The 13,007-nt window shown below is 68.6% G+C and carries 8 protein-coding genes; 6 read left to right on the forward strand and 2 right to left on the reverse strand.

Annotated features, from left to right (window positions below; translation table 11 throughout):
• Positions 1-41: 41 nt before the first annotated feature.
• The 4 genes from B118_RS0106230 to B118_RS0106245 all read left to right on the forward strand — a co-directional run bounded on the left by B118_RS0106230 (position 42) and on the right by B118_RS0106245 (position 8,217).
• Positions 42-1,709: a fumarate hydratase gene (locus tag B118_RS0106230; protein ID WP_028192519.1), complete on the forward strand. Its 1,668-nt coding sequence runs from the start codon at positions 42-44 to the stop codon at positions 1,707-1,709.
• Positions 1,710-1,898: 189 nt separating this feature from the next.
• The gene (locus B118_RS0106235; RefSeq protein WP_018811547.1) at positions 1,899-4,871 is read left to right on the forward strand and encodes an AfsR/SARP family transcriptional regulator; all 2,973 of its coding nucleotides are present in this window, start codon (positions 1,899-1,901) and stop codon (positions 4,869-4,871) included.
• Between the two features lie 53 nt (positions 4,872-4,924).
• Positions 4,925-6,325 (forward strand): class II fumarate hydratase, encoded by a 1,401-nt coding sequence (locus tag B118_RS0106240; protein ID WP_028192520.1) that lies wholly within the window; start codon positions 4,925-4,927, stop codon positions 6,323-6,325.
• Positions 6,326-6,879: 554 nt separating this feature from the next.
• Positions 6,880-8,217 carry a CAP domain-containing protein gene (locus B118_RS0106245; RefSeq protein WP_028192521.1) on the forward strand — a complete coding sequence of 446 codons (1,338 nt, stop codon included), beginning with the start codon at positions 6,880-6,882 and terminating at the stop codon, positions 8,215-8,217.
• 454 nt (positions 8,218-8,671) lie between these two features.
• On the opposite strand, the gene B118_RS0106250 is transcribed toward B118_RS0106245, so the two are convergent.
• A complete protein-coding gene (locus B118_RS0106250) occupies positions 8,672-9,292 on the reverse strand; it encodes a TetR/AcrR family transcriptional regulator (protein ID WP_196231355.1) in 621 nt (206 codons plus the stop codon).
• Between the two features lie 181 nt (positions 9,293-9,473).
• Here B118_RS0106250 and glsA point away from each other — a divergent pair, with 181 nt between their 5' ends.
• The gene (gene glsA, locus B118_RS0106255) at positions 9,474-11,114 is read left to right on the forward strand and encodes a glutaminase A (RefSeq protein ID WP_018222286.1); all 1,641 of its coding nucleotides are present in this window, start codon (positions 9,474-9,476) and stop codon (positions 11,112-11,114) included.
• Between the two features lie 96 nt (positions 11,115-11,210).
• On the forward strand, positions 11,211-12,230 hold the full coding sequence (gene glnII / locus B118_RS0106260; protein ID WP_018810339.1) for a glutamine synthetase: 1,020 nt from the start codon (positions 11,211-11,213) through the stop codon (positions 12,228-12,230).
• Positions 12,231-12,508: 278 nt separating this feature from the next.
• On the opposite strand, the gene B118_RS0106270 is transcribed toward glnII, so the two are convergent.
• On the reverse strand, positions 12,509-12,799 hold the full coding sequence (locus B118_RS0106270) for a putative quinol monooxygenase (RefSeq protein WP_018222288.1): 291 nt from the start codon (positions 12,797-12,799) through the stop codon (positions 12,509-12,511).
• Between the last annotated feature and the right edge of the window lie 208 nt (positions 12,800-13,007).

Below are 13,007 nucleotides of genomic sequence, written 5' to 3' on the forward strand. Positions count from 1 at the left end.
GGGTGGGACCGGAGGGCTCTTCTGCCCTAGGCTTTCCGCTCATGAGCAGTGCCGCCTCCTTCTCGTACGCACCCCTGCTGCCGACCGGTTCGGACCAGACGGAGTACCGCCTGATCACCGACGAGGGCGTTGACGTCGTCAACGGCCCCGGTGGTCGCCGCTTCCTTACTGTGGAGCCGGCCGTGCTCACCGCGCTGACCGCCGAGGCGATGCACGACATCGCGCATTTTCTGCGGCCCGCGCACCTGGCGCAGCTACGGTCGATCATCGATGACCCGGCGGCCTCGCCGAACGACCGCTTCGTCGCGCTGGACCTGCTGCGCAACGCCAACATCGCCGCCGGTGGGGTGCTTCCGATGTGCCAGGACACCGGTACGGCGATCGTGCTGGGCAAGCGGGGCCGGCACGTACTCACCGACGGGGCGGACGCAAAGTCGATCTCCCGGGGGGTCTGGCAGGCGTACACCCGGCTGAACCTGCGTTACTCGCAGCTCGCCCCACTGACCATGTGGGAGGAGCGCAACACCGGCAGCAACCTGCCGGCGCAGGTGGAGCTCTACGCCGAAGACCCGGACGGGCAGCCGGACGCGTACAAGTTCCTCTTCATGGCCAAGGGCGGCGGCTCGGCCAACAAGTCGTACCTGTACCAGGAGACCAAGGCGTTGCTGAATCCGACTCGGATGATGCAGTTCCTGGAGGAGAAGCTGCGGTTGATCGGCACGGCGGCCTGCCCGCCGTACCATCTGGCCGTCGTCATCGGCGGCACCAGCGCCGAATACGCGCTGAAGACCGCCAAGCTGGCCTCGGCGAAGTACCTCGACGGGCTGCCGACCGCGGGTTCGCTGACCGCGCACGGCTTCCGCGACCTGGAGCTGGAGGCCGAGGTGCTGGAGCTGACCCGGGACTTTGGCATCGGCGCGCAGTTCGGTGGCCGGTACTTCTGTCACGACGTGCGGGTGGTCCGGCTGCCCCGGCACGGCGCGTCGTGCCCGGTCGCGATCGCCGTGTCCTGCTCGGCGGACCGGCAGGCGGTCGCGAAGATCACCCCCTCGGGGGTGTGGCTGGAGCGACTGGAGACGGACCCGGCCCGCTACCTGCCCGACGTGACCGAGTCCCAGTTGGAGTCGTCGGAGGTGATCCGGGTCGACCTCAACCGGCCGATGGCCGAGATCCGCGCCGAGTTGAGCAGGTACCCGGTCAAGACCCGGCTGTCGCTGAGTGGTCCGCTGGTCGTCGCCCGGGACATCGCCCATGCCAAGATCGCCGAGCGGCTGGATGCCGGCGAGTCGATGCCGGCCTACCTGCGGGACCACGCGGTCTACTACGCCGGGCCGGCGAAGACCCCCGAGGGCTATGCCTCCGGCTCGTTCGGCCCGACCACGGCGGGTCGGATGGACGCGTACGTGGAGAAGTTCCAGGCCGCCGGCGGCTCGATGGTGATGCTGGCCAAGGGCAACCGTTCCACCCAGGTCACCCGCTCCTGCCAGGAGCACGGCGGCTTCTACCTCGGCTCGATCGGCGGCCCGGCGGCCCGGTTGGCCCAGGACTGCATCAAGCACGTCGAGGTGCTTGAGTACGCCGAGCTCGGCATGGAGGCGGTCTGGCGGATCGAGGTGGAGGACTTCCCGGCCTTCATCGTGGTCGACGACAAGGGCAACGACTTCTTCGCCGAGGTGACCAAGCCGGTCCTCACCGTGGGCCGCCGCTGACATCGGTGCGCCCGCTCGGCTGCAGCGGAACGGGCGCACCGCCCCCGTCACATGTTTCATCAACTGCGCGTCCTGGATTGTCGGACGCCCCTCTCTTGATCCACTCTCACCGCGCTATCGCTGTAGCCAAAACAGTTTTAGGCCGACAGCTACCCTGCTGGAAGTTGCAAGAACGGCAGAGGCGGAAGTATGCGGTTTGGGATCCTGGGCCCGCTACGGGTCGGTGGCGAGGCCACCGTTACCGCGGGTCGGGATCGGACCATCCTCGCGATGCTGCTACTGCAGGCTGGTCGGATCGTGCCAGCGGAGGAGTTGGTCGACGCGGTCTGGGAGGAGCAGCCACCGGCTACTGCCCGAGCCCAGCTGCAGACCTGTGTGTCCCGGCTGCGGCGCCGGTTCGTCACCCTCGGGTTACCCCCGGAGCTCATCGTCACCGACCCGGTTGGCTACGGCGTCCGTACCGCGCCCGGTGACCTCGACGCCGAGGTGTTCGGCGACGAGGTTGTTGCCGCGCGGGCGGCGGTCGCCGCTGACCAACTGGCTGACGCCCGCCGGCGGTTCCGTACCGCGCTCGCGCTTTGGCGGGGGCCGGCGCTGGGCGGCGTCGCCGGGCGGAGCATACGCGGCCGGGCGCAGACGCTCGATGAGCAACGGGTGACGGCGCTGGAGGAGTGCGTCGACGTCGAGCTGCGGCTCGGCAACGCCGTCGACCTGATCGACGAACTGACCGAGGCGGTCGCGCGACACCCGCTGCGGGATCGCCTGCGGGGCCAACTGATGCTGGCTCTCTCCGCCATCGGTCGCCAGGCCGATGCCCTCGCCGTCTACCGGGACGGGCGCCGGCACTACGCCGACGAGTTGGGCATCGAGCCCGGCGTGGAGCTGCAGGAGCTGCACCAGCGGGTGCTGGCCGGGGACCTGGTCACCACTGGATCGCGGCGCAGCACCGCCCCGGTCCGGGGCCTACCGAGGGCGATCAGCGACTTCACCGGCCGACAGGAGATCGTCGCGAACCTGTTCCAGCAGTTCCACGAGGGAGACACCCAGGTTCAACTGATCGACGGGATGGCGGGTAGCGGCAAGACCACCCTCGCGGTGCACCTCGCCACCCGCCTCGCCGACCGCTACCCGGACGCGCAGCTCTTCATCGACCTGCATGGCCACAGCGACCGCACCCCGTTGACCCCGGCCGCCGCGGTGGCGACATTGCTGCGGCAGCTCGGGATACCGGCGGAGCAGGTTCCGGTGGACCTGGAGGATCGTCTCGCCCGGTGGCGCACCGAACTCTCCGACCGGCGGGCGCTGGTGTTGCTGGACAACGCGGCGAGCGTCGATCAGGTCGCACCCCTGCTGCCGACCGGGCGTTCCTGCCTCACCCTGGTGACCAGTCGATGGCGGTTGGCCGGGCTGGACGCGGGTCACCCCGTGTCGCTGCCCGTTCTCGATCTGGACGAGGCCGTCACGATGTTGGGGCGGGTGGCCGGTCCGGAGCGGGTCGCCGCCGAACCGGAGGCGGCGGCGGAGGTGATTCGTCGCTGCGGCTTCCTGCCGTTGGCGATCCGACTCGCGGGTGCCCGGTTGGCGCACCGGCCGAGCTGGCAGATTGCTGACCTTGTCGAGCGGCTGGCCGGAGCCCGTGACCCGTTGGCCGAGTTCACGGCCGGGCCGCGTTCGGTTGGCGGCGCCTTCGCCCTGTCGTACGCGCAGGTCTCACCGCCCGCGCGGCGGCTCTTTCGGCTGCTCGGCGTGCATCCGGCCTGCGACTTCGACAACGCGGTCGCCGCCGCGTTGGCTGAGCTGGCCCTACCCGACACCCGGGACCTGCTCGACGAGTTGATCGACGCGAACCTGGTCGAGGAGCCGAGGCCGGGCCGGTTCCGCCTACACGACCTGGTCCAGGAGTACGCTCGCCGCCTGTTGGCCGAGCCCGGCCGGAGGGCGGAGCGCTCCGCCGCCCTGGAACGGCTCCTCGATCATCACCTGTACGTGGCGGCGGCGATCGCCCGTTCGCTCGAAGCATCCAGTCGGGCCGCCTTCGTACTGCCGGATCCGCCACGGGCCGACCTGGTCGAGGCATGCCTACCGCAGGGGACGACCTGGTTCGAAAGCAACCGCGTGGTGTTGACCGTGCTGCCCCGAATCGCCGAGGCGGAGGGATTGCTCCAGCACTGTTGGCGGCTTGCCCGCGCCTGCTGGTGGGCGAGCTACCAAGGCGGCCACTTCAGCGAGCTGATCGAAATGCACACCGTGGGGCTCCGCGCGGCGGAGCGTCTCGACGATCAGGCTGCGGTGGCGCTGACCCTGAACTACCTGGCCTCGGCGCACTATCGGCTGGCGCAGTTCCCCGAGGCGATCACCCTGACGTCGCGGTGCCTCCAGGTGTGCCGCCGGCTCGGGCTGCGCCGACAGGTGGTGAGCGCACTGATGAACCTCGGAATCGCCTACTCCAACTATGGCGACTACCGGCGCGGCTTGGAGTTTTTCGACGAGGCGATCAGGTCCGCCGATGCTGGAACCGGGCGGGGTGCGCTTGTTGAGCTGACGAGCAACAGGGGCTGCGCGCTCGCCTACTGGGGCCGGTACGAGGAAGCCCTGCGCACGATCCGGATGCACATGCTGCTGGCCCGAGAGCTCGATGATCTTTGGGAACTGGGCCGGGCGTTCGCGCACACCGGCATGATCCGGCACCGGATGGGGGACATCGAGCCCGCCCGGCGGCTGCTCCAGGCGGCACTACGGCTTACCCGGCGGGTCGGCAACAGCTACGGCGAGGGCGAGGTCCTCAACGAGTTTGGCGTGTTGGCGCGGGAGGCTGGGCGGCCCGGGGAAGCCGCGCGACTGCACCGGGAGGCGCTGATCGCGATCAACAAGTCCGGCGACCGGGTTGGTGCGTGTGGCTCCCGCAACCTGCTGGCTCGGGCGATCGCCGATCAGGGGGACCGGCCAAGCGCGTTGGATCTCTTCCGCCGGGTGCTGCAGGACGCCCAGAAGATCAACCATCGGTACGAGCAGGCGCGGGCCCTGGACGGCATGGCCCGCTGCCTGCGGTCGACGGACGTGCGTGCGGCGCGAGCGTACTGGGTCCAGGCGCTTGCCCTGCTCGACCAGGTCGATGTGCCGGAGCGGCACGAGGTGCGGCGGCTGTTGGCCGAGCTTGGTTGAGCGGCTCGGGGTGAATATCGGCGCGGGGCGGTCGTGCGCGGCAGGATGGTGGGGTGACGAAACCTGAGGTGACGGGCTACCGGATCGAACGCGACTCGATGGGCGAGGTGGAGGTGCCGGCCGCGGCGCTGTGGCGGGCGCAGACCCAGCGCGCGGTGCAGAACTTCCCGATCTCCGGGCGGGGGATGGAGCCGGCCCAGATCCGGGCGCTGGCCCAGATCAAGGGAGCCGCGGCCGAGGTCAACGGTGAGCTGGGGGTGATCGACGCGAACGTGGCCGCCGCGATCGTCGCCGCCGCGGCGCACGTTGCCGACAGCGGGTACGACGACCAGTTCCCCGTCGATGTCTTCCAGACCGGTTCTGGCACGTCGTCGAACATGAACACCAACGAGGTGATCGCCACCCTGGCCGGTCGCGAGCTCGGTGCCGACGTGCACCCCAACGACGACGTGAACGCGTCCCAGTCGAGTAACGACGTCTTCCCGTCCTCGATCCACCTGGCCGCCACCGAGTTCGTGACCCGGGACCTGTTGCCCTCCCTGGTGCATCTGGCGGAGGCGTTGGAGGGCAAGGCCACCGAGTTCGGGGATGTGGTCAAGGCGGGGCGTACCCACCTGATGGACGCCACGCCGGTCACGCTCGGCCAGGAGTTCGGCGGGTACGCCGCGCAGGTCCGCTACGGCATCGAGCGGCTGGAGTCGGCCCTGCCCCGCCTGGCTGAGCTGCCGTTGGGTGGGACCGCCGTCGGCACCGGCATCAACACTCCGCTGGGCTTCGCGGCGCGGGTGGTCGAGCGGCTGCGCGACTCGACGGGGCTGCCGTTGACCGAGGCGCGGAACCACTTCGAGGCGCAGGGCGCGCGGGACGCGCTGGTGGAGACCTCCGGGCAGCTGCGGACGATCGCGGTTGGTCTCTACAAGATGGCCAACGACATCCGTTGGATGGGCTCTGGCCCCCGCGCCGGGCTGCGGGAGTTGCGTATCCCGGATCTCCAGCCCGGTTCGTCGATCATGCCCGGCAAGGTGAACCCGGTGGTCTGCGAGGCGGTCCGCCAGGTCTGTGCGCAGGTGATCGGTAACGATGCGGCGGTCGCTTTCGCCGGTTCCCAGGGCGACTTCGAGTTGAACGTCATGCTCCCGGTGATGGCCCGCAACCTGCTGGAGTCGATCAAATTGCTGGCCGCGTCGGGGCGGCTGTTGGCGGACCGGTGCGTGGTCGGCCTGGTCGCGGACGTCGAGGTCTGTTTGGCGTACGCGGAGGGCTCGCCGTCCATCGTCACCCCGCTGAACCGGCATCTCGGGTACGACGAGGCCGCTTCGATCGCGAAGGAGGCCCTCGCGAAGCAGGTTCCGATCCGGGAGGTGGTGGTCTCCCGGGGGCACCTGGAGTCCGGCAAGCTCACCGGGGAGCAGCTCGACGAGGCGCTCGACCTGCTCCGGATGACGCACCCCTGACCGGTGTGGGGTGCCGCGGCACTTCGGTCAGCTCGCCAGGACCTGGTTCCAGTACGTCATCGTGGCCCGTCCCCCCGCCTGACCACGGAGGGCCGCATCCAATGGGTGTTGGTCGGTTGGCGCGTGCGGTTCGTGATCAGTAAGGCGGGGATATCGGCGCCGGTAGGTAGCGTTTAGTTATTACTGTGTAACTGGATCGGGCCGGAAACGGGAGCTACGCGTGCCCAACTGTGCTTGATGTCTGGTCTCAGTCGACTGTTAGGCGGTGTCGTTGGCGCGTTCGGCAAGTAGCGTCGCCCGCTGTCTGTTGACGAATGCGGGAGGGTACGTGTCATGGCCGCTGCCCACGCCGGGCCTGGTGCGGTCAGCAGGCCACCGTCGCCGGAACCTTGCCACGACGCGGTAAACGTTAGTGGCCCACATCAGTGCCCGCGTCTCGGGGAACCGCTTCCTTTAACTCCTTCTTAGTCATTTCTTAGGCACGTTGCCGCAGGAAATATCTGGCCCGTAGCGTCGCCTCGACCCCGCAGTTTTAAACCGAGGAGGCTACCGGCGTGTACGGCTGGAGCGAATCGATGGAACCGGATGATAATCGCCGGCGATCCGAACCGGCGGCCGATGGCTGGGACCAGCCTGTCGACGAATGGGACCGCCCTGTCGACGAATGGGACCGCCCTGCCGACGAGTGGGACCGGCGGCAACAGACCGCGCACTGGCGGGCGGAGTCCGAGACCCCACAAGGCTGGGCAGCCGCGGGTAGCTCGTACCATGACCAGCCCTCGCGGGGTGGGCAAGCCGCCCCCACCTGGCAGCACACCGGCGGCTGGCAGCAGGAATCAGCGGGCGGCTGGCGCCGGCAGCCCACGGGCTGGCGAGACGAGCCCTCCGGAGGTGGGCGTCACGCGGCTGGTGCCACCGGAGGACCCGAGGTCACCGGCGGTTGGCGGCCTGAGGAGACGGCCACCAGGCGGACCGCTGGGTACGCAGACGGAGTGACCAGCACGCGGCCGGTCGCTGGCGCCGCTCCGGCCGACGCTAGATCCGCCAGCGAGGGCCCTCGGGCCGGCCACCGGAACCGGCGGCCCGTGCTTATCGGGGCCGCGGCGGCTGCCACGCTGGTCGTGAGCCTCGGAGCCGGTGCCGCCGCACTGTCCGACGGTGGCAACACCGTCCCCACCTCCGCACACAAGGACATTGTGGCCACGAATCCGACGTCGGATGAGGGGGGCGTGACGTCGTCCTCAACCAGTCCCAGCACCGCGTGGAGCAACGCCTCACAGTCGCGGTCGGAAGACGCGCGCCGGAAGTCAGCCTCGGCGTCGCGTCATTCCGCCAGGTCCCGCTTCGACCGGGAACGCCACAGGGGCAGTCACCGCTCCAAGCCGCCACATACCACCACCGCGCCCAGCCCCACTCGGGTGCCCACCACCGCACCCAGCCCCACTCGGGTGCCCACCACCGCACCCAGCCCCACTCAGGTACCCACCACTCCACCCTCCAACGGCGGGGTGAGCACCGAGGCCAGCGAGGTGGTCCGGCTAGCCAACGCCGAGCGCGCGAAGGCCGGCTGTGCGGCACTGAGTATCGACGAGAAGCTGATGACCGCCGCCCAGCGGCACAGCCAGGACCAGGCCGACCACCAGAAGATGTCGCACACGGGCAGCGACGGCAGTAGCCCCGGCGACCGGATCAACGCTGTCGGCTACCAGTGGCGCACCTACGGGGAAAACGTCGCCTGGAACCAGCAGTCCCCCGAAGCCGTGATGACCGCGTGGATGAACAGCCCCGGCCACCGGGCGAATATCCTGAACTGCTCCTTCACCGAGATCGGGGTTGGCGTCGCGAGTAGCAACGGACCGTACTGGACACAGGTCTTCGCCGCGCCTCGCTGACCGCGATCGGTATCGTTTGCCGAGTCGTCCACAACGAACCCTGGTCTTTGCCCATGGCCGCTCGGCTGTGTGCGTGTTGACGCAGAACTGACGTCGCCCGGGTGCCCGACAGCGTTACGACGTGTCGGGCACCCGGACCGGGGATTGCCATCCCAAACCCACTGTCACCGCCCGCTCGCGCCCACCCTTGCTCGCCGGCGTCTTCGTCGAACGGGCTGGGTCTCCACCCGGGGAAACAGAACCTCGCTCGCCAGCCGGTCGCGTTCACCGCGGCCGGCTTTGCCGCGCTTCTCGAGAAGGCCAGCGGGAGGGTCCGCAGAGCCGTCAACCCCCGCCCAGCGCTGTTTTGCGGCCGAGAACCCTCCGGAGCGTGGCTCCTCGCCGGTGATACTTACGCGTCTCCCTGGCCCGCTGCGGACGGCGTACTCCCTGAAGCGGGCGTGCGCCTGATCGGTCATTCGCCGGCCAGGCGCGGCTGCCAGCCGCTCTCCACCGACCGGGCACACCGGTCGGGGTCGTCTCCGGTGGCGGTGAAGAGTGCGGTCAGCAGGAGGGGGCCGTGGGCGAGGGTCGGCCGGGGTAGGGGGCCGGTGGCGACCAGGGAGACCAGCCCGTGGGCGACGGCCCAGCTCTGGGTGGCCAGTTCGAGGGGGTTGGTGTCGGCGCGGTAGCGGCCGGCTCGGCGGCCTCGTTCGGCGGCTTGGACCAGGTATTCCAGGGTGTCATCCGCAGCCTGGGCGTCTTCCAGGTCGAAGTTGGCGTCGAACATGACCCGGTACAGGTCGGGGTGGTCGAGGGCGTTGCCCAGGTAGGCGGCGATGAGGGCGGTCAGGTCCCGGACCGGGTCCGTCGAGGGGGTTACCTGGGCGAGGCGGGTGGCGAGGCGGGTGAAGCCCTCCTGCCGGAGGGCCTTCCACATGCCGTCCATCCCGCCGAAGTGGGTGTAGACGGCCATGGTTGACACGCTCGTGCCGGCCACCAGCGAGCGGAGGGTGATGGGCTCCCGGGTGCGGAGCATCTGCGCTGCCCGCTCGATGAGTTGGGTACGGACCGCTGGATCTTTCCTCCTGGCCACACCTCCAGGATACATAACATAGCTGTGCTATGTTTAGATGGTCTCCGAGACCGCTCCGTCAGGACGTTTCCGGAGCACGCCTCGTACGAAGCACCCACACGACAAGCCGCCTCGAACGGCTGGCGGTCGGGCGCGTCGATATGTCTGTCGTCCCCGGTCAGAGAGAAGTAGGAACCCCATCATGGCTGCGACCAAGAAGAAGTCCGGTACCCGGCTGCACGATTCCGGCCAGCCGGCGGCCGGAATCGTGGGCGGTGGAACGGCGAGGGCCGACGAGTTCGCGGTCAGGCACTACGGCAAGCTCCACAAGTCCTTCAGCCTCGACGCGGAGGGCAGGATCTCCACGGCGGAGCTCAGCGCGCGCCTCCGGGAGTCCGGCATTTCGGACTCGGATCCTCGCGTCTCCGAGGTGTGGGCCGAGCTGCGGCAGGCCGCGGAGGGCGGGGGAGACTCCCGGATCGACCTCGACAATTTCATCGCCCTGTGCAAGAAGGGTGGTGGTGTCGTCGAGCGGGCGATCCTGGGGGACTTCGTCATCCCGGACTTCGCCGCGCTCCAGGCTGAGATCACGACGGTCTTCGAGGGCCTCAAGAGCGTCGACGGCGGGCATGTCGCCGACTACATCCCGCAGCTGGGCCGTGTCGATCCGGAGAAGTTCGCGGTCGCTCTCTGCACCGTGGACGGGCAGCGTTTCGCGGTCGGGGACGCGGACGACATGTTCTGCGTCCAGTCGATGTGCAAGCCGATCAACTACTGCCTCACGCTGGAGGAGCACGGCGCCGACCTCGTGCACCAGCACGTCGGTCGGGAGCCGAGCGGCCGCGGGTTCAACGAGTTGACGCTCAACAGCGACGGGCTGCCGCACAACCCGATGATCAACTCCGGGGCGATCATGTGCTGTTCCCTGGTGCGTCCCGCTTGGGAAACGGCCGACCGCTTCGACCACGTTGCCGAGACCTGGCGCCGGCTCGCCGGGGGTGGGGCGATCGGCTTCAACAACGCCGTCTACCTCTCGGAGCGCCGGACGGCTGACCGCAACTTCGCTCTCGGCTACTTCATGCGCGAACACCAGTCGTTCCCTGCCAACACCGACCTGATGGAGACGCTGGAGTTCTACTTCCAGTGCTGCTCGATCGAGATCGACGCCCGGTCGCTCTCGGTCGTGGCCGCCTCGCTGGCCAATGGGGGAGTGAACCCGCTGACCGGCGAGAGGATCTTCTCGGCCGACACGGTACGCAAGTGCCTGTCGCTGATGTCCTCCTGCGGGATGTACGACTACTCCGGCGAGTTCGCCTTCGTCATCGGCCTGCCCACGAAGAGCGGCGTCGCCGGCGGCCTCATGATCGTGGTTCCCGGCGTGATGGGCATCTGCGTCTGGTCCCCGCGCCTCGACGCGTTGGGCAACTCCGTACGTGGTGTCGCCTTCTGCAAGGAGTTGGTGAGCCGCTTCAACTTCCACGTGTACGACTCCTTCGCCCCAGGCGAGGTCTCCGGCAAGCGTGATCCTCGGCGCGGGAAGAACGAGGAAGAGGTCGCCTCGACCTTGCGGTTGCTGTGGGCGGCCACCCAGGGAGACCTGGACCTCGTCCGGATCTCGTTGGCCACGGGCAAGGACCCGAACTCCATGGACTACGACAAGCGGACGGCGCTTCACCTGGCTGCTTCCGAGGGGCACGTCGAGGTGGTCCGGTACCTCCTGGACCGGGGGGCCTCCCCGGAGGTGCAGGACCGCTGGGGAGGTACTCCGCTCTCCGACGCCGAGCGGGGAGCGCACGACAGCGTCGTAGCGCTGCTCACCTCGGCGCCGGCACCCGTGCGCTAGGCGACGCCAGCCACCTCGTTCCGGCGGATCCGCGGCCTGCGGCTTCCGTCCACATTTTACGGGCCAACCAGCGCCCATTCACAGGAAGAGAGAGACATGGTCTACAAGGCTGAGTACATCTGGATCGACGGCACCGAGCCGGTCGCGAAGCTGCGGTCGAAGACGAAGATCATCGCCGATGGCGTCGAGCCGGGCCTCTGGGGCTTCGACGGTTCCAGCACCAGCCAGGCTGAGGGACACAGCTCCGACCGCGTGCTCCAGCCGGTCGCTAGCTATCCCGACCCGATCCGCGGCGGCGACAACCTGCTGGTGCTGTGTGAGGTCCTCAATATCGACGGTACGCCGCACAGCTCCAACACCCGTGCCCTGCTGCGCCCGATCGCCGAACGGTTCGCGGCCCAGGAGCCGCTGTTCGGCATCGAGCAGGAGTACACGTTCTTCCAGGGCGACCGCCCCCTGGGCTTCCCCGACGGCGGATACCCGGCCCCGCAGGGCAGCTACTACTGCGGCGTCGGCGCCGGTGACATCCATGGCCGTGCCGTGGTCGAGGAGCACCTGGACAACTGCCTGGCTGCCGGTCTGTCGATCTCCGGTATCAACGCGGAGGTCATGCCCGGCCAGTGGGAGTTCCAGGTCGGCCCGCTGTCCCCGCTGGAAGTCGCCGACCAGCTCTGGGTCGCGCGCTGGCTGCTGCACCGCACCGCCGAGGACGCGGGCATCACCGTCACGCTGGATGCAAAGCCGGCCAAGGGCGACTGGAACGGCGCTGGCGCGCACACCAACTTCTCGACCCGGGCGATGCGCGAGGGTTACGACGCGATCATCGAGGCCTGCGAGTCCCTCGGTCGTGACGACAAGCCGCTGGAGCACATCCGCAACTACGGCGCCGGTGTCGAGTCCCGCCTGACCGGCGCGCACGAGACCGCCCCGTGGAACGAGTACAGCTACGGCGTCTCCAACCGCGGCGCCTCCGTGCGTATCCCATGGCAGGTCGAGGTCGACAAGAAGGGCTACATCGAGGACCGGCGACCCAACGCCAACGTTGACCCGTATGTCGTCACCGCTCTCATGGTCGACACCTGCTGCGCCGCGCTCGAGAAGGCCAACCTCGGCTGAGCGTGACGAGCGGGTGCACTATGACGAGGCGCTAGGCAAGTCCGTCGACCTGGACTGCTATCGGCAGGATCCCGACGACGTGGTGACATTGTCGCGTGAGGCTAGCTCTCACCTGTGGTCCACGATAGTCAAGCAGCCCGAGGCCGGGGACAAGCCCCTGCAAGGGATCGTCTTGGCGACCAAGCCCGCGGCATCGGTTGCGCAGTCACAGTCCGATGCCCACTGACAGTGGGTGTGGTGTCGGGGCGCACCCCAACACCACACCCACGGCGCCGGACTCAATCAATGTGAGTCATCTCGTACCGCGTGCATTCAGCGATCTTGTCGGCGGTGGCTTTCCCATGATCTTGCACATGTGAGCGGTTCATGTGCACCTGCCAGAGTTCATGGGACTCCCAGTTCTCGTAAACGAGAAAACGGGTGGGGTCGCTGTTGTCCTGGTGGAGGTAGTAGTTAATACACCCGTTCTCCTGTCGGATGATCGGGACAACCCTCCTGAGCTCGGCCTTGAGCGGTTCCACCTGGTCCGGCTTGGCGCGAACGTCGACAACAATGGTCAGGTGTGGCATTCGGCGCTCCAGGGTTCCTCGTCAGATGCGCTTAACCTCCTCAAACTAGCGGCTGAGATCACGCGGAGTCCCGGCAAGCCATCAACTGAAGCACCGAGGGGTCGGGGCTGAGGTGGCGAGGGCAGGGGCACGGGCGGTGGCGCAGTCGGGCGTCATCCTGGCCGCCTGGTGCTCCCTGGGACGCGGCCCCCGCGCCGCAGGGAGCACC

Origin of the sequence: Salinispora pacifica CNR114 (assembly GCF_000514775.1) — a bacterium.
Classification (GTDB): domain Bacteria; phylum Actinomycetota; class Actinomycetes; order Mycobacteriales; family Micromonosporaceae; genus Micromonospora; species Micromonospora pacifica.

What these genes read in the sequence shown, in the direction of transcription:
- B118_RS0106230 (WP_028192519.1), top strand. Translation starts at nt 42, where the DNA reads ATGAGCAGTGCCGCCTCCTTCTCGTACGCACCCCTGCTGCCGACCGGT.
- B118_RS0106235 (WP_018811547.1), top strand. Translation starts at nt 1,899, where the DNA reads ATGCGGTTTGGGATCCTGGGCCCGCTACGGGTCGGTGGCGAGGCCACC.
- glsA (WP_018222286.1), top strand. Translation starts at nt 9,474, where the DNA reads ATGGCTGCGACCAAGAAGAAGTCCGGTACCCGGCTGCACGATTCCGGC.
- glnII (WP_018810339.1), top strand. Translation starts at nt 11,211, where the DNA reads ATGGTCTACAAGGCTGAGTACATCTGGATCGACGGCACCGAGCCGGTC.
- B118_RS0106270 (WP_018222288.1), bottom strand. Translation starts at nt 12,799, where the DNA reads ATGCCACACCTGACCATTGTTGTCGACGTTCGCGCCAAGCCGGACCAG.